Source organism: Yersinia sp. Marseille-Q3913 (assembly GCF_963892745.1).
Lineage (GTDB): Bacteria > Pseudomonadota > Gammaproteobacteria > Enterobacterales > Enterobacteriaceae > Yersinia > Yersinia bercovieri.
Genome location: NZ_CAWQAF010000015.1, coordinates 34,103 through 48,196 on the forward strand (window position 1 = coordinate 34,103; position 14,094 = coordinate 48,196).

The following is a 14,094-nucleotide window of genomic DNA, read 5'->3' on the forward strand; positions in this document are numbered from 1 at the left end:
TTCTAGTCTATGAAGGTGGTTTGTGTTGCATCTAACTCCATGGCTCTTTCTGCCTTGGCAACACGGAGAAATATTTCCTCCTGAACCTCATCCAGATAGAGTTCCATGGCAGTTGTTTCGGTAAGTGCCGCAAGATAATGGGTACTGGCACCTGCAATAAAGCAGCTGTTTTTGACAGCAGATTTAAAAGCATTGAGCATTTTTGAGTGGCGGCGTAAAAACTCAATCCGCTTTCCTAACTCCTCTTGCTCATCAGGATCCGAAATCAATAGGCGGTCATATTGTTCCAGCGATTGCTCAACCATTCGCTGATAGTTGTATTCATTCACGATGCACCTCGCTTATCAGGTTGAGAGATAGTCTTCACATATCTGTTTCGCTTGTTGGCACTGTTTAATGTCAAACCAACCAAAGTGGCATTTCTCTGCGGTGATCCCCATTTTTTCAGCTAACCATCCATATGCCTGAGAGCGGGACATAAGCCTTGATTGCCAAATACACTCAAATGGGTTTTTGCACTCCTTTCTGGCTTGCCGGGTGGCTTTGTCAGCCAATGTCCCTAAAGGAATTGCCGTGAATGGGTGCAATCCTACATACGCGCCACAACCTTGGCATAAATAGACATAAGGCCAGTCGCTGTAGTCGCGGCCATAAACGTCTTGATGTGTGGCGATTTGAACGTTACCAGAGCAAAAATGGCACTCTGTAGGGGCCGGAAGAGGATTTTTTACTCGGGCGGTCGCTGTTCGACTTGGATTGGTCGGGGTCTTAATTTTAGAGGTATCCAATATGTTTTCCTCAATGGTCTTACTCATGCGGTCATACTGATTAGGCGCATGGTGAAAGAGTGTTGATTAGTCGTCGTCTTTCTTTTCATTAATACGCTGGAATGGATAACGATCAGTATCTGGCTTGATGTAGCGGTAGAAGTGGGAGCCAATTGATTCAGCACCGGAGAATGCCGCGTAATCATCAGCGGACACATTCTGGTAGTGATACAGGGCTGCCGGTTCACCCTTCGACTTAAAACGAATCGCCAGAGTGTTGCTAACTGGGTCATGGCCGATGCTGTGGATCTGGGAAGATTCAATCTGCTTCATACTAATTGCTGGTAAATTGCTCATATTGGTTCCTTTTAGGTAAAAAAAAGAGCCACAGCCTAAGCTGTAGCTCCGAGGGTTTATTTTGCTTTCTTGCTAATGAATGGCTAACGCACACCACGCGGTAATTGACTGCAACCGCGTATCTTCTGGCGGGCAACGGCTGCAATCCGTTTCTCTGGATCTGCTGAGATGCGGGGCTTACTTGGTACGGCTGGCAAATCTGGCATCGGTTTACACCGCACCAAAACTAACACTGCTTTTTCAACGCGGTTACTTTCACGCTTAGCCAATGCCTGGATATGGGCATTGCGTTTTTTTGCCATACGCTTTTGACGAGATGTTGTAGTCATTGGTCAGTCCTCGGTTGGTTTATGCCGGGATATTTACCCACGCCCGGCGCGTGCTATCCTTGCTGTCACCACAACAAGTAAGGATTTAAACTATGAAAGGTCCGTTCGAAGGTGTTTGTCCGCTATGTGAGTCACCAGTAACTTATCTTTCTGATGATCATGGAAACGTTCATCGCTATCAATGCGCGGTTTGCAAGAAGGTACATGTCAGCCGTAGAGCTGAGAATTTACTATTTAATGAGTTCTCCAACAGAAGAATAGAGTTATCGGAGATCTCGGCTGCTTTGGATGACGAAGAGGCACTTGATATTTCTTATGATCTTGAGGATGGAAGACTGGTCATTAAGAGTAAGGTTGTAAGGATTTAATACCCAGGCGGTAGAGACGAGGGAAGATAATCACCGTCCCATGCTACGCCTGCAATGGTCAGTCGAGTTCCGTTATCATCCTGAAAAACTTCAGCTGATGAATGCCCGGCTTCTTGGTTTTGGATCATGTCCGCATAACGATGAAGCGCTTGTGCTAGTAATGGCGTGAACCTTCCATCGCCGATCGTGTCGTTTTCTGCGTAGATCATTGCTATTCGTTTCATGCTGTTATTCCATTTGTCTATCACCGCTGTACCTTCATCAGCACCGAATGCTGTTCTTAATCACCTCGCCAAACCTACCGAAGTATGGTGTTGGTTTATTAGTACTGATTTAGTGGGGATTTCTCAGCGCATTAGCGAGGTTCGTTTAGATGATTCCCGATTACTTTTTCGGGTTGTACTTTTCCATTGCTAAAACCAAACTGGATATTCTTGAACGCACTGTTGGTATATCCAAACCATTCCTTACTGCCTCATTGAGTGCCGACAACTCTTGTGACCATGCAGCTATCGTATCCCTGAATTGCTTAGACCGGCTAAGCTGCCTTTTTCTACTGCTTTCCATTTGTGATATGGCAAGCTCTTGCTCTATCTGGAATTTACTTTTACCTGCCGCTATCGCTTCATCAGCGATGATAGTCAATTCTGCTTTTAGTAATGGGTGAAAATATTCAGCACCCAAGATTATTGCCTTTTTATCTGGCACCTGAAGAAATAAGCACTCCGTGGATTGTTTGGTTTTTTCATCGTAACAGGTGATTTCAACAGCTGGTATGGCACCAAACTTATTAACCCTCACTACGGTGAATGTCATAGGGCTTTTCAATGGCAATACTCCTTATTGGAAACTAACCCCTTGCTGTTAGCGTTGCTGTTTTTTTACTCCTCACTGAAAATATAGCCACTTCTGGCAAACACGTCGCGCCATCGGTTATCGGCTTGCGTTTGAACTCATATTCGAAAAGATACGAAGCGCGGAGAATATGCATCTTGTACGCCTTAACGCGACCAAAGGCTTTTCTGGCAATCATCCTCAGTGGGGCGGGTGAGTAACCAGCGCGTCTAACCAGTGAGACTGATTGAGTGTTAACCTGATACTTGCGACCAACTGATAGAGGGTTAGCGCTGACCCATGCTTGCTGCTTTGCTCTGCGATATGCATCACGACGGCTGCGTGTATTTTCTTTGATAGTGTGCGGCTTAATCATGTTGTTCTCCTAGATAGCTTTGGTAGTGTGGTGGCCGGTGCTGATATCCGGCATGTTGGGTACGCCACGAAATGAATCTCATGTTGCACGCCCACGACCTCGGAAAGACTGGGGACCAGTTACATTCGTGTGCACGTCAGTCTGCGCATTCACCACACCCAAACCTATCTCGTTTGGTTATTTGCACTTTTCAGCGCTCGATTGAGTTGTTCACTTCCTGTCATGCTTTTGGCTTCCTGCCGTGTTGCTGAAATTGATATTGTACTAATAGTGCATTTAAATCAAGAACCATAAGTACAATGTAAGAGTGTGATTGTGTACTTGTGGTTTAATTTATTGAATTTAAAGTGAATTAAATTTAAAAAAAATTCAGATATGACACTTCGCACCCAGCCATCAGACGTGAAAAGTGTGAGGTGAGTAGTGTTTAACGCGGGTAGGGTGGTGAGATTGTCAGATTACAGGCACAAAAAGCCCGGCAGCGGGGCCGGGTTAGGCTTGCTCTTTATTAATTGCATCGAAAATATCATTGTTTAGCTTCTGAATTTCAATGAAGTTGACGACAAAAAAGATTGATGAATAGAGCATTAACAAGCATAAAAAAATAGGAAAACTAAAGGTTAATTCAACTAGATAGTGAGTATGAATCTCATATTTTGCATCAGTAAGATATTGATTTAGTATGTAATATACTGTTAGCAGGCCAAAGTGAATGAGAAATGAGTTTCGGACATGCATGATGCTTGCCCTTAACTCTTTCAGGTAGCCTTTATTTTTAATCCCATTAGGGTTAAAAGTAACGATCAGCCCAATACCTACTGAAAACATAATGCCAGCAATAGTGAAAATTGTGGACGAAAAAAATGCATCCGGGCGAACATTCCAGATTGAACTGGTGAGAATGGTTATCACCAGTATGATGAACGAGCTAAGTGCGATTTTTTTCATTACCTAATTCTATCAGGAATCTGCTCATCTCTTGAAGCAATTGTTGCTCTACGATTTTACCTGATTGAGTGGTTTCAATTTTAACACTTTTAGTCAAAAGAAGATCCTTACCTTTCACTTCGGTTTTGTTGTCTTTCCTTTTGAATGTGACATTGTCTAAATCACTTACGGGTTTTAAGTATGCTCCCAAGATTTTTTTATAGTCATCCTCAGACATCTTCCGAGGTTTTTTGAATTTTATCAAAAGTTCGGCAGATATCATTTGACTGAGTGTTATATCATCGAGCGTACTTGCTTCTGATATTGTATTTTTAATTATTTCAATAACTTTTTTCCCTAACCTTATAGTCTTGTAAGCCTCTGTAGTTGCAGGTAGGTTATTGATTGGCTGCTGCTCACTATCTACGTCAGCTACAGGAACAGATGGAGCTAACGGTTCTGGATCTCTAACAATGATACTTTTAAGGTCACTTAATTTTGTTTTATCTTTTGGTGATATTAAAGGGGTAAACTCGAGCAATTCGTTATTTGTAAACCAACTTAGATATGTCTGTAACCGTATGATTGTTTTATTTAAAGCAAGATTGGTTACAACAAAATCATCATTTAGAGCAAAGTAATAATGATTTTTGCATATAGCAGAAGTATCAATATGGGCGGTTTCGATATCATCCATAGTGAAAGTTTCTTTTTCAAATAAGGTGTCTGTGATGTGCTGAACATCGTTCTCAGAGCTTATTCGCAACATTGTACAAAAGATTGATTTACTTGCTGGTGAGTCCTTAAAATACGAAATAAGGTCTCTCTCTTTATTAGGGTCATCATTATTGAGAATCATGCAACGATCTTTCGCTACTTTCACCTCAACTAGTCTTGATACGAGTATGGATTTGGCATCACTAGATGCTTTAGAAATATGGGGATTCTTAATTTCAAACGCACGAAGTGTAATATCCTTAGGTTTCGTTTGAACAGCAACTTCCTTCTCTTCCTCTGCCATTATTTTTTCCTTTCCTTCCCCTGAAGTAAGAATGCGCTCCGGTCTTTGCCAGATTCGCTGTATTTGTTTACCCACCCCTCTATGGGCTAGCAGTGGGTTAGCTGAATGTCTCTTCGGGCCATTGTGCCTTAACTACTTTGCCAATGATCCGGCAGTTTTCATTGCACTCAATACTTTGGTAACGAGGGTTAGGGTTTAGAGGCTCTAGCCAAGGCTTGCCATCCTCCCAAACGAACTTCTTGAATGTCACTTCTGAATCACCATAAATACCGGCAACGCAGTAATCACCTGGTTCAACCTCTTCAGCAGGGTCAACCAAGATCAGCATTCCCTCTGGAAAACTAGGCTTACTACCTGATGGAGCAGTCATAGAATGACCGGACACCTCAAGCCAGAACGCCGAATCGCTAGCCTTCTTCGTGGTACAAATCCATTCCTTTGCATCACGTTTAGTGTATGTCTCTACATCTGAAAACGACCCTGCCTGAATATCCGTATAAAGTGGATATTCATAACTCCTACCAATATCTCTTGCAGCTTTCTTCTCTCCCAGAACTGGCCCCTCACCTTGACCATGCTGAAGCCAAACAATATCAACTGATAAATATGCTGCGAGCTTACTCATCATCTCTGGTCGCGGCATAGACTCACCATTAAGCCACTTACTCACGGCTTTTGATGTAACACCTGTAGCCCTAGCTAAGGCAGCACCTCGGCCATGAAGGCTTAACCCGAAATTTTTACAGGCCAGTGCAAGCCTTTCCGAGAATTCTTTACGCACTTTATTATCTTGAACCATGAGTACGATAGTAAACCACTTGCAAAAACTTTCAGTTCAATCATAATGCGAACTTAAAGTACGAAAAAAAGGAGCTCCCATGGAAACTTTGGAAGTAGCGATCAAAGGCGTAGGGATTCCCGAAGTAGCTAAGGCTTGCGGTGTCAGTGAAAGGGCCGTTTATAAATGGCTCAAAAACGGATTTTTACCCAAGACTGAATTTTTCGGTAAAACAACATACGCGTACACGATAGAGAAAATTTCAGGCGGTAAGTACCCAGCTACGGATTTGTTGGATTTGAGTAAACGAAACCTATTAACAGCTTAAGAACCAACTGTTCATTAACTTCGAGTGCTCCTATGAAGCTATCAAAACCTACCGTAAACGCGGGCTACCTGAAAAGGTTGCCTTGCTGTGCCATCTATCTTCCTGCATCCCATACACCTATAACCCCGCCGACTATGGTCGTAATCCGGAAAATCTCAGTCTGGTTCTGACCAAGCCAGCTCATCAGTAAAGATAGAGGACTGACCAATGACTATTAGCCCAAAGCGTTGGCTCGCTAGCTGGAGAGCTAAACGTAAGACACAAAAAACTGCTACTCCTCTTTGCCCCCTCTCAATAAACGCAAATGAGGGGAAGAGTGTGACTTTTCAGGATCTAGATCTTCTTGGCTTATGCGTGCTGAAAGGAAAACCTCAGTGCTTGAACCATCCAGAAGGGCAGCAAAGTGAGCAAATAATTCCTGACCCTCAGGTGAAACCTCCAGTGTCGGATGATTCATGATTGCATCCAGACTTTGCTTGATGCGGAGCTTATGTTGTTCATCACTACCGGATAGCACGGTAATGGCGACAACATCGACCAAGGCTCTAATATAGCTAAGGGAATTATCACTGGACATTGCGCCTCCGTGGCGGACTAAAAAAGAAACGATTAACAGTTTATGTCCATGCATGTAATCACCCAAGATATTTAAGGACTGACCAATGACCACAATTTACCAACCTGCCGCCATAACGGCAGGGGCTGCGATAGCCTCTGACGTTCGGCGGGAATTGCTAGCGCGTAAAAAAGTGGGGAAGAACGGGTTACCGTTCCATATCGTGCGTGAAGATCAGATTAAGACCCGATGGACAGAAAGCGAGGCAGTGGCCATAAAAAGCACCGCCAACGCGCTCGAGTCAAACCCCGCAGTAGAAACCAATGTGGCTGCCATTCGTGGATTTTTGGCGATGTTTGCCGAAGCTCCGGACATGCTGGTTCATGTTCATGCCGAATTAAAACTCGCCGGGCTGCCGATACCCGAATGGCTGCCGGAGCTGCCCATCAGACAGGAGACAGCCGAATGACCAATATCACGCCAACCACCACACAATCGGTAGAACTGATCGCCAACATTGTGGGTAAAAAACTGGCTATTGACGGGCAGGAGGCCCGCCGTATGGCTATCCAAGGGACTTTGTCTGGGGTGACTCAGGCATTTTATTCCCGTCAACAGAACACCTCAGATACCAAGCAGTCGTAGGGGGATCTATGACGCCATCTGAACTCATCTACCAATTTGGCCGACCGATTGCCTACTACCCTGGCCTGGTTCCATATCTTGGGAGCGTCAACGCCGTCATTTTGTTCTGTCAGTTCTTCTATTGGACGGGCAAAGAAACTTCAGAGTTTGGCATTTTTAAAACGACGGAAGAGATTGAATCTGAAACAGGATTGACCTACGAGGAACAACTTACCGCCCGTAGAAAGCTCAAGCAAGCGGGGGTTTTGAAAGAAACAAATAAGCGGTTAGAACACCGTATTTACTATCAGATTGATGCCGATCGGTTGGATGAAATGCTATCACAACCTATTGATAAATCCCGAAATGGGGAAAACCCATTTCGGGAAACGGGAAAACCCCAATTGGCGAACGAGGAAAAGCCCAAGCCGCCAGCAGGGGAATCCCTAACTGGCGGGCAAGGGATTCCCCATTTCGATCATACAGAGATTACTTCAGAGATTACTTCAGAGATTACTTCAGGGAAGCGCAAGCATAAGGCGGTTAAAAGTTCGGTATTTGATTTTTCGTCTTTCCCAACGGCGGTGAGTCCAGATATTTGGGAGGACTACCTAATACACCGAAAAGCAAAACGAGCGCCAATGACTCAGACCGTGGTGAACATGCTGGGTAAGGAGTTGAGTAAAGCGGCTGCCGCTGGATGGTCGGTGGATGATGCATTATCGGAAGCCATGGCCGCCGGTTGGCAGGGGTTGAAATTTGAATGGTTACAGAATCGTAGTCGGCCACCGAGTCAGTACGCTGGTAACACTGGCATGAGTCGTCAGGAAGCACTGGAAGCCTACAATGCACGGGTAGCTGATGATTTTATTAATGGTGGGCGGTAAGTGTGCAGGGTGCCGCTGATAGACGTGAATTCGCGGAGATCATGAAAGCTACTCTGGCGATATACGGGAAAGAGGGATCAAAAGCCGTGCTTGATCTCTATTGGAATGCGTTGCTGCCCTACGATATCGACACAGTACGTCAGGCATTCAGTCATTGGCTGACCGATCCGGATCAAGGCCGATTCTCACCAAAGCCTGCCGATATTATCCGCAATATCCAGAGTATTGCCGGTAAACCCGATTGGCTCTCAGCAAATGAGGCGTGGGCATTGGCATTACCCGCGCAAGATGAGGCTAACACCGTGGTCTGGACGAATGAAATTGCCCAGGCATGGAATATTGCTCAGCCCATTATGCAGGAAGGCGACAAAGTGGGGGCGCGGATGGCTTTCATTGCGGCCTATGACCGATTGACTCAGGCAGCACGGCAGGCTGGCCGATCACCTGAGTGGTCAGTGTCGGAGGGCTGGGACAAAGAAACAGTAAAACGCACCATTGAACAGGCGGTAACAACCGGACTCTTGCCCAAACCTAAAGCGGAGAAATATCAATTGTTGCTATCAGACAAAGGCCAGTTGGGTAATGGCGTACCAACAAAAATCCGTCATTTTTTAGACGAGTTGAAAGACAAAATTAAGCAGGATCAGGAGGACAGAGCAAGAACATGGCGCGATGAAAGTATCAGGTTACAAGCGTCTCTGGACGGCAAATACCAAGAGGCATTGAAGCAGACCGCCGACCACGGCCTGCAAAATAATCAGATTACCGAGGACTGACCAATGAGCATTAATTTCAAGGGCGCACGGATTTATAAACTATCCCGTGATGTCTCTTTCGCCAATTTGGAAGAGCAACTGGCGCAGTTCGCATTCACACCATGGGGTAGGCAGGATAGGGCGGGAATGTGCGTAGAGCGTGAAAGGGTGGCCTCATGACAATAGCACCACGAACTAAGTCCCCGAGAAAGAAAAAGACAGAGGTACTGGGCGTGCTGTTACCAGGTGGTGGCATTAAGTACGCCACCGATCATGATCGGGAAACTATGAAAGGGGTGCCTGTTGGCACTCCAATCTCAATGAGTCCAATTGGCGACCGGCGCAACCTGAAGCATCACCGTAAATTCTGGAAACTGCTTGAGTTGGGTTTCTCTTATTGGGTGCCGGATTGGACCTTTGTTAGTGCGCCAGAGGAATGGATAGCCCATGAGGTGGCTAAAGCTGTGGGTAGTGCCGCTGGAGATCCAGAACTCTATGAGAATGTTACCAAGTCTATCGCGCAAGCAGTATTAGACAGGGTAATCAGGCAGCGCCAGAAAAGGTTTGATGGGGAGGCGGTAAAGACGGATATGGCTTATTTCAACCACGTCATGATCAAAGCCGGATTCTATGACCTGATGCCCAACCCAGAGGGTGGCACATTGAAACAGCGCTGGAGTATCGCGTTTGTGAATATGGATCAGGGGGCTTTTGACCGTATTTATAAAGGGGTGGCCGGTGTTATCTGGAATGAGACCTTAGGTCAGCATTTTGATAACGAGTATGAAATGGAACAGGCAGTTAACCGGCTGCTGGAGTATTGATATGAAATCTCCGGCATTTAGAAGTAAAGCCCTGCGCGATTCAGCGCGGGGCCAATGCTGCACGCTCCAGATCCCCGGCATCTGCAACAGCAATCCAGAAACAACGGTACTGTGCCATTTACCCAGTTCCACCCACGGCATGGGGTATAAGTCAGATGACTACTGGGCCGTATTTGGCTGCAACTGCTGCCATGATGTTATTGATGGGCGGGTGCCATATGAATGGGAGGCGGGAGAGAGGGAAGAGGTTATGTTGTCAGCTTTATATTCAACTTTTAAGAAATTTATTGATTGTGGTGTAATTCAACTGACCGAATAGTGATTTTTATCATTGAATGGTTAAGAGATAATTGATAAGACTTACTTCACATTAGAACTTATTTGGTATAGAGCATGGAAGATCAAAGTACCTTCAGAATCAAATTTGCCTATTTTCATCCAACGTGGGATAGAACTGTACACTCGATTCCGGCGTTAAAATCTCAGGGGCAAAGTGTATTGCCTAGTGAATTTACACCTGAGATGGATAAAGCCATTTTTTGTCCCGAATGTTTTACGCCGCTAACTAGAAGACCAAAACATAAGGAAATGACTACTAATGGTCGAAATGCTAGTTTTGCTCACTTACGTTCATTCCGTGATGTACCTTGTTTTTTGCGATCTAAACCAGCAGAAGGGAAGAAATATTTAAACGAAGAAGAAGCCAGAAAGGCAATTTCAGATGATCAATTGGCAATCGTTAAGGCATTTGTGACTGAGCGGCCTGAAATAAAAAAATCTGAACTTGGTACTTACGATCAAAACCATCTTGAGGATATCGATGGTGGTCTATCTGAAGTCGCGATCGGTAGGCATACCGGTAAGTCGTTCTCTCTACCAAGTGTAATAACCACTGTGGCAGGTTTTTGCCGAAATTTTGACAATAATTACTATAAATTTTTTGTTCTACCAGGTGAAAATAATGCGGAACGCCTTGATAGATTGTTAGTTGATATAAGTACAGTGAAAGATGTAACCCATTCGCCAAGACTATATTTTGGAAAAATACAAAGCAGTTCGAGCAGGCCTTGGGACTCATCAGTACGAATGACTAAATTAGCATGGGAATATAACAAAGATTACGCTGATTTCTATTTTAAGCAGAAAAATAAAGATGCCCAAGATAAACATGTAAACGATGATAGTCGAGGGCGCTATATTCTCATGTACGGCACAGTGAAAAGAAGTGGAATAGGTTTATGTTTATCTGATTTGGGGTGGGGGGAGTTCGCTCTTCTTCCAGAGAAATATAACTATCTATTGGACGATAAGCAGACGCAAAGTTGATAAATCAAATTGATGTTATCGATCTTGTTCGTACAAAAGCCAAGCTTGAGGTACGCAACGGCAAGGTTCGTAAAGTTAACCACCAGGCGGAAACCGAGGAACAGGCCGCGCTTATTGCGTGGGCAGATAAAACTGTTATCGATGGTATCTGCATAGGGGACTATCTGATCCATATCCCCAATGAGGGGAAACGTGGGCCAAAGGCGGCAAAGGATGCTAAGCGGCTAGGATTGAGGAAAGGCGTGCCAGATTTGTTTCTGGCGCTACCGCGTGGCAGATATGCAGGGTTATGGATAGAGATGAAGAGTAATAAGGGTCATATAGATAATAATCAGAATTCTTGGTTACTAAAACTTGCTGACATAGGTTACAAAGTAGACGTCCTCTACAGTTTCTTAAGCGCTAAAGATGCTATCGTTTTTTACTTAGCAAATGACAAATACCTGAGGGATTAAATGAAAAATTATAGCGATTTCTTAATAGACCCAGATAACAAAGGATGGGTACTCGGATACGGAGTTTTCCGCAACTCACCGTGGCATTTTGTTGAGACATTTAATACTGAGCAAGAAGCTTTAGAAAAAAGAGCTGAGTATGACTCTGATTATAAAGTTGCTTATGGTTCTCATCGTGTTGGCAGCGATGATTTTGTGCATGATGGGAATACACAGTAATTTCATTTTTTGCAATTATTTTATTGTTATTGCGATTTATGAAATGAGCTATAGAATCAGTCTTGTGAATTTAAAGCACAGGGCTGACCAATGAGCACTGCAATTGAACAACTTATCAAAATGCACGATCCGCGCTGCGTCAGCATCGAATCGCTGAACATTGGCCGAGGTCTTGCCGTTCTGACCAAAGAGCAGATATTAGGGACTTTTGCTACCTGCCAGCATAGTCACCCTGTCGGATTTGATATTTTGATGACCAAATACCGCAATGACTGCAAAGCCGAGCAACGCTTACGGGCCGCAATTAGTGTGTGGCTGCATAAGCGACCGCATCCACCTCGTGCCATTGCTGCCTGCCAGTTAGCGCTGAACATGGTATTGGATAGAAATCTCCCGGCGCAGGTAGAGCAAATTGCAACTTTATTACGACGTTACGGCTCCCGTACTGGAATGACCAGAAAAGTCGTTGATGGGCTACAGCAGCAAATCAAATTGCTGGAAAGAGATAAAGCCCAGGCACTTAATGATGGCACTATCGCATTACTGGCAGACGAAATAAAAACCCTTCAGTCTAAAATCAAAACAGAACGTGGCGCATTGCGGGCATGGGCCAACCAACAGGCGGCAATCACGCAAGTCTGCCCCCGTTGCTATGGTGCCGGTAAAACCCTGCGTCCTCATCCCGAAACCTGTAACGAGTGCGGCGGCGGTGGCCGTATACCGCCAACCATGGGGCATCTGCATAAATCGATGGGCATCATAGGAACTGAGATAGCGCCTGGAGAGTGGGCTGCGCATTATGTACCGTTGGTGAAGGAATGCATACACTGGCTGTATGAGGAAGAGTCGGATGCGGGTCGGGTTTTACATGACCAGTTCCAACGAGAAAAGATCGCTGTCCAGTGATCTGACTCGCTTCATTCCGATGGGCTTAAAAAGGTTCGGTCCAAGTGCACATTATCCATGACGCTGGGAGCGCCGTTTAACGTCAGAGAAGATGTCGTATGGCATCCTGTGATTGGTTGAGAATACGGATGATGGTAATGACGGACGCCGTTGAAATGAAGAAGACAAGGTGTTGTTCTATCGGCTGTGAACAGATATTTTCACCCAATTCAGGTCTTGGCACGCCGATATCATGTGTTGCCAGCACATCAAAAATATCAGAGAGACGTCCAATATAGTTATCGGCTTTCATCAGGCCAAATTGCTCATAGCTGTATAACCAAATCGCCTCCAAATCCTCATTGGCTTTCGGGGTCAGCTTAATCGATTTCATGTTCTCCCCGCACCTTGGCCCGTAGCCGGTGTAAAAAAACATCTTTTTCCCAAAGCACTGACTCGCCGCTGCCGATACCTTCCGCCATCAGGTCACGCAAGATTTGCAGTTGAGATTCCGCCTGTTTCTCGCGTAACAAGCGCAACGACTCGCGGATCACTTCACTTTGTGTTCTGTAATCACCGGAGGCAATGAGAGACTCAATAAAGTCACGCAATTCATCCCCGAGATCGACGGTCATCGTACGGGCCATACTTCCCCCAAATGTAAGATATAATCTTACATAATTGTAGAAGGAAAACGGAAGAATGACCAGCCGGAAGGGCGTATTAGCGACGTCAGAAAATAATTGCATAGCATACAGTGTGATAGTCAACTATCCCGTTCCAGATTGACAATAAAGTTGCTCGCGGATTACCTTTCAGTGGGTGCTGAACACACCTTCTCAGAGCGGACACCACAGCCGAAAGACAGGCGGTGTTTGTGTCACCCTATTGTGCATTATGGTCGGGTAGCGTGTAATCCGAAAAACAGCGCAATGCTAAGGTTACAGGCCGTCTCTGAGCGGTGTTCAAGTGCCTGGCCGCCCCGCTGAACACGGGGGGAATGGACAATCTCAGAGGACACGAGTATGGATACTATTCAATCTGAACATGATCGCAACGCTATGTCATCACGCACAAATCTTTGCCCTCACGTCCGTGCTATTGGCGCAATATCCATCACACTAACAATGGGGGGTGCCAATGAATCTAGGTGATGAAGATAAACTGGAATGTCTCTCAGCATTGCTTGATTTGCTTACCTGCTGTGATGAAAACATCAATATCGAGAGTGTGCAAAATACGGCCATGCTAGCGTCGTGTTTAGTCAATGATTTAAAACCTACGATATTATCGACTTGTTATGTAACGGAGTAACACGCGCTAATGCACTATTTTGGGGGAGCGAGTTTCGCCGAATATTTTACATTCAACAGGTAATACGCTAAATTCTCGAAAGATGCCGGAGTATGCTTAAAAGCTGCTCCGGTTTTTTATTGGTCAGTTCCGGTCAGTCCTGACTCCCCCAAAAGCCTGCATGG

The 14,094-nt window shown here is 45.1% G+C and carries 26 protein-coding genes; 13 read left to right on the top strand and 13 right to left on the bottom strand.

The window, feature by feature from the left end:
• Positions 1-2: 2 nt before the first annotated feature.
• The 4 genes from AACW11_RS08175 to AACW11_RS08190 all read right to left on the bottom strand — a co-directional run bounded on the left by AACW11_RS08175 (position 3) and on the right by AACW11_RS08190 (position 1,453).
• Positions 3-329 carry a hypothetical protein gene (locus AACW11_RS08175; RefSeq protein WP_145500197.1) on the bottom strand — a complete coding sequence of 109 codons (327 nt, stop codon included), beginning with the start codon at positions 327-329 and terminating at the stop codon, positions 3-5.
• 15 nt (positions 330-344) lie between these two features.
• Entirely contained in the window at positions 345-815 is a 471-nt protein-coding gene (locus tag AACW11_RS08180) for a zinc-finger-containing protein (RefSeq protein ID WP_212586413.1), read from the bottom strand.
• 39 nt (positions 816-854) lie between these two features.
• Positions 855-1,124, bottom strand: coding sequence for a KTSC domain-containing protein (locus AACW11_RS08185; protein WP_212586414.1), 270 nt, complete (start codon positions 1,122-1,124; stop codon positions 855-857).
• A gap of 83 nt (positions 1,125-1,207) precedes the next feature.
• Positions 1,208-1,453, bottom strand: a complete 246-nt coding sequence (locus AACW11_RS08190) for a hypothetical protein (RefSeq protein WP_212586415.1) — start codon at positions 1,451-1,453, stop codon at positions 1,208-1,210.
• 92 nt (positions 1,454-1,545) lie between these two features.
• Here AACW11_RS08190 and AACW11_RS08195 point away from each other — a divergent pair, with 92 nt between their 5' ends.
• Complete coding sequence (locus AACW11_RS08195) at positions 1,546-1,821, top strand: hypothetical protein (protein ID WP_145500100.1); 276 nt, start codon at positions 1,546-1,548, stop codon at positions 1,819-1,821.
• On the opposite strand, the gene AACW11_RS08200 is transcribed toward AACW11_RS08195, so the two are convergent.
• From AACW11_RS08200 to AACW11_RS08225, 6 genes are all read right to left on the bottom strand, one after another.
• Complete coding sequence (locus AACW11_RS08200) at positions 1,818-2,045, bottom strand: hypothetical protein (RefSeq protein WP_145500098.1); 228 nt, start codon at positions 2,043-2,045, stop codon at positions 1,818-1,820. The two genes, AACW11_RS08195 and AACW11_RS08200, sit on opposite strands and share 4 nt — an antisense overlap.
• 160 nt (positions 2,046-2,205) lie before the next feature.
• Positions 2,206-2,649, bottom strand: coding sequence for a hypothetical protein (locus tag AACW11_RS08205; RefSeq protein WP_212586416.1), 444 nt, complete (start codon positions 2,647-2,649; stop codon positions 2,206-2,208).
• Between the two features lie 22 nt (positions 2,650-2,671).
• A complete protein-coding gene (locus AACW11_RS08210; RefSeq protein ID WP_212586417.1) occupies positions 2,672-3,031 on the bottom strand; it encodes a hypothetical protein in 360 nt (119 codons plus the stop codon).
• Between the two features lie 492 nt (positions 3,032-3,523).
• On the bottom strand, positions 3,524-3,979 hold the full coding sequence (locus AACW11_RS08215) for a hypothetical protein (protein ID WP_212586418.1): 456 nt from the start codon (positions 3,977-3,979) through the stop codon (positions 3,524-3,526).
• Positions 3,960-4,979, bottom strand: coding sequence for a hypothetical protein (locus AACW11_RS08220; RefSeq protein ID WP_249192909.1), 1,020 nt, complete (start codon positions 4,977-4,979; stop codon positions 3,960-3,962). The genes AACW11_RS08215 and AACW11_RS08220 overlap by 20 nt, the downstream gene beginning before the upstream one ends.
• A 97-nt stretch (positions 4,980-5,076) precedes the next feature.
• Positions 5,077-5,778, bottom strand: a complete 702-nt coding sequence (locus AACW11_RS08225; protein ID WP_145500084.1) for a S24 family peptidase — start codon at positions 5,776-5,778, stop codon at positions 5,077-5,079.
• A 79-nt stretch (positions 5,779-5,857) separates the two neighbouring features.
• On the opposite strand from AACW11_RS08225, the gene AACW11_RS08230 reads away from it, so the two are divergent.
• Complete coding sequence (locus AACW11_RS08230; RefSeq protein WP_145500082.1) at positions 5,858-6,085, top strand: helix-turn-helix domain-containing protein; 228 nt, start codon at positions 5,858-5,860, stop codon at positions 6,083-6,085.
• Positions 6,086-6,356: 271 nt separating this feature from the next.
• Here the strand turns inward: AACW11_RS08230 and AACW11_RS08235 are convergent, their stop codons facing one another.
• The gene (locus AACW11_RS08235) at positions 6,357-6,662 is read right to left on the bottom strand and encodes a hypothetical protein (RefSeq protein WP_212586419.1); all 306 of its coding nucleotides are present in this window, start codon (positions 6,660-6,662) and stop codon (positions 6,357-6,359) included.
• 85 nt (positions 6,663-6,747) lie between these two features.
• On the opposite strand from AACW11_RS08235, the gene AACW11_RS08240 reads away from it, so the two are divergent.
• From AACW11_RS08240 to AACW11_RS08290, 11 genes are all read left to right on the top strand, one after another.
• The gene (locus tag AACW11_RS08240) at positions 6,748-7,110 is read left to right on the top strand and encodes a hypothetical protein (RefSeq protein ID WP_212586420.1); all 363 of its coding nucleotides are present in this window, start codon (positions 6,748-6,750) and stop codon (positions 7,108-7,110) included.
• Positions 7,107-7,286 (top strand): hypothetical protein, encoded by a 180-nt coding sequence (locus AACW11_RS08245; RefSeq protein ID WP_212586421.1) that lies wholly within the window; start codon positions 7,107-7,109, stop codon positions 7,284-7,286. Before AACW11_RS08240 ends, AACW11_RS08245 begins: the two co-directional genes overlap by 4 nt.
• Before the next feature lie 8 nt (positions 7,287-7,294).
• On the top strand, positions 7,295-8,152 hold the full coding sequence (locus AACW11_RS08250; RefSeq protein WP_212586422.1) for a hypothetical protein: 858 nt from the start codon (positions 7,295-7,297) through the stop codon (positions 8,150-8,152).
• A gap of 41 nt (positions 8,153-8,193) precedes the next feature.
• Positions 8,194-8,928, top strand: coding sequence for a hypothetical protein (locus AACW11_RS08255; RefSeq protein WP_212586423.1), 735 nt, complete (start codon positions 8,194-8,196; stop codon positions 8,926-8,928).
• 3 nt (positions 8,929-8,931) lie between these two features.
• On the top strand, positions 8,932-9,087 hold the full coding sequence (locus AACW11_RS08260) for a hypothetical protein (protein WP_212586424.1): 156 nt from the start codon (positions 8,932-8,934) through the stop codon (positions 9,085-9,087).
• Complete coding sequence (locus AACW11_RS08265; protein WP_212586425.1) at positions 9,084-9,731, top strand: DUF1367 family protein; 648 nt, start codon at positions 9,084-9,086, stop codon at positions 9,729-9,731. Before AACW11_RS08260 ends, AACW11_RS08265 begins: the two co-directional genes overlap by 4 nt.
• A gap of 1 nt (position 9,732) precedes the next feature.
• On the top strand, positions 9,733-10,050 hold the full coding sequence (locus tag AACW11_RS08270; protein ID WP_212586426.1) for a DUF1364 domain-containing protein: 318 nt from the start codon (positions 9,733-9,735) through the stop codon (positions 10,048-10,050).
• A 74-nt stretch (positions 10,051-10,124) separates the two neighbouring features.
• Positions 10,125-11,057, top strand: a complete 933-nt coding sequence (locus AACW11_RS08275; protein WP_212586427.1) for a hypothetical protein — start codon at positions 10,125-10,127, stop codon at positions 11,055-11,057.
• Entirely contained in the window at positions 11,054-11,512 is a 459-nt protein-coding gene (locus tag AACW11_RS08280; RefSeq protein WP_212586428.1) for a VRR-NUC domain-containing protein, read from the top strand. The genes AACW11_RS08275 and AACW11_RS08280 overlap by 4 nt, the downstream gene beginning before the upstream one ends.
• Positions 11,513-11,731: a hypothetical protein gene (locus AACW11_RS08285; RefSeq protein WP_212586429.1), complete on the top strand. Its 219-nt coding sequence runs from the start codon at positions 11,513-11,515 to the stop codon at positions 11,729-11,731. It begins immediately after the preceding gene.
• A 90-nt stretch (positions 11,732-11,821) separates the two neighbouring features.
• A complete protein-coding gene (locus AACW11_RS08290) occupies positions 11,822-12,637 on the top strand; it encodes a TIGR02642 family protein (protein ID WP_212586430.1) in 816 nt (271 codons plus the stop codon).
• Positions 12,638-12,719: 82 nt separating this feature from the next.
• Here AACW11_RS08290 and AACW11_RS08295 read toward each other — a convergent pair whose 3' ends face one another.
• Complete coding sequence (locus AACW11_RS08295) at positions 12,720-13,010, bottom strand: type II toxin-antitoxin system RelE/ParE family toxin (protein ID WP_145500063.1); 291 nt, start codon at positions 13,008-13,010, stop codon at positions 12,720-12,722.
• On the bottom strand, positions 12,997-13,263 hold the full coding sequence (locus AACW11_RS08300) for a type II toxin-antitoxin system ParD family antitoxin (protein WP_145500061.1): 267 nt from the start codon (positions 13,261-13,263) through the stop codon (positions 12,997-12,999). The genes AACW11_RS08295 and AACW11_RS08300 overlap by 14 nt, the downstream gene beginning before the upstream one ends.
• Positions 13,264-14,094 lie beyond the last annotated feature (831 nt).

Coding starts and splice junctions, on each gene's coding strand:
- AACW11_RS08275 (WP_212586427.1), top strand. CDS start 10,125: ATGGAAGATCAAAGTACCTTCAGAATCAAATTTGCCTATTTTCATCCA.
- AACW11_RS08250 (WP_212586422.1), top strand. CDS start 7,295: ATGACGCCATCTGAACTCATCTACCAATTTGGCCGACCGATTGCCTAC.
- AACW11_RS08255 (WP_212586423.1), top strand. CDS start 8,194: ATGAAAGCTACTCTGGCGATATACGGGAAAGAGGGATCAAAAGCCGTG.
- AACW11_RS08290 (WP_212586430.1), top strand. CDS start 11,822: ATGAGCACTGCAATTGAACAACTTATCAAAATGCACGATCCGCGCTGC.
- AACW11_RS08185 (WP_212586414.1), bottom strand. CDS start 1,124: ATGAGCAATTTACCAGCAATTAGTATGAAGCAGATTGAATCTTCCCAG.
- AACW11_RS08200 (WP_145500098.1), bottom strand. CDS start 2,045: ATGAAACGAATAGCAATGATCTACGCAGAAAACGACACGATCGGCGAT.
- AACW11_RS08220 (WP_249192909.1), bottom strand. CDS start 4,979: ATGGCAGAGGAAGAGAAGGAAGTTGCTGTTCAAACGAAACCTAAGGAT.
- AACW11_RS08230 (WP_145500082.1), top strand. CDS start 5,858: ATGGAAACTTTGGAAGTAGCGATCAAAGGCGTAGGGATTCCCGAAGTA.
- AACW11_RS08265 (WP_212586425.1), top strand. CDS start 9,084: ATGACAATAGCACCACGAACTAAGTCCCCGAGAAAGAAAAAGACAGAG.
- AACW11_RS08210 (WP_212586417.1), bottom strand. CDS start 3,031: ATGATTAAGCCGCACACTATCAAAGAAAATACACGCAGCCGTCGTGAT.
- AACW11_RS08225 (WP_145500084.1), bottom strand. CDS start 5,778: ATGGTTCAAGATAATAAAGTGCGTAAAGAATTCTCGGAAAGGCTTGCA.
- AACW11_RS08180 (WP_212586413.1), bottom strand. CDS start 815: ATGAGTAAGACCATTGAGGAAAACATATTGGATACCTCTAAAATTAAG.
- AACW11_RS08235 (WP_212586419.1), bottom strand. CDS start 6,662: ATGTCCAGTGATAATTCCCTTAGCTATATTAGAGCCTTGGTCGATGTT.
- AACW11_RS08240 (WP_212586420.1), top strand. CDS start 6,748: ATGACCACAATTTACCAACCTGCCGCCATAACGGCAGGGGCTGCGATA.
- AACW11_RS08190 (WP_212586415.1), bottom strand. CDS start 1,453: ATGACTACAACATCTCGTCAAAAGCGTATGGCAAAAAAACGCAATGCC.
- AACW11_RS08285 (WP_212586429.1), top strand. CDS start 11,513: ATGAAAAATTATAGCGATTTCTTAATAGACCCAGATAACAAAGGATGG.
- AACW11_RS08245 (WP_212586421.1), top strand. CDS start 7,107: ATGACCAATATCACGCCAACCACCACACAATCGGTAGAACTGATCGCC.
- AACW11_RS08270 (WP_212586426.1), top strand. CDS start 9,733: ATGAAATCTCCGGCATTTAGAAGTAAAGCCCTGCGCGATTCAGCGCGG.
- AACW11_RS08295 (WP_145500063.1), bottom strand. CDS start 13,010: ATGAAATCGATTAAGCTGACCCCGAAAGCCAATGAGGATTTGGAGGCG.
- AACW11_RS08300 (WP_145500061.1), bottom strand. CDS start 13,263: ATGGCCCGTACGATGACCGTCGATCTCGGGGATGAATTGCGTGACTTT.
- AACW11_RS08195 (WP_145500100.1), top strand. CDS start 1,546: ATGAAAGGTCCGTTCGAAGGTGTTTGTCCGCTATGTGAGTCACCAGTA.
- AACW11_RS08215 (WP_212586418.1), bottom strand. CDS start 3,979: ATGAAAAAAATCGCACTTAGCTCGTTCATCATACTGGTGATAACCATT.
- AACW11_RS08260 (WP_212586424.1), top strand. CDS start 8,932: ATGAGCATTAATTTCAAGGGCGCACGGATTTATAAACTATCCCGTGAT.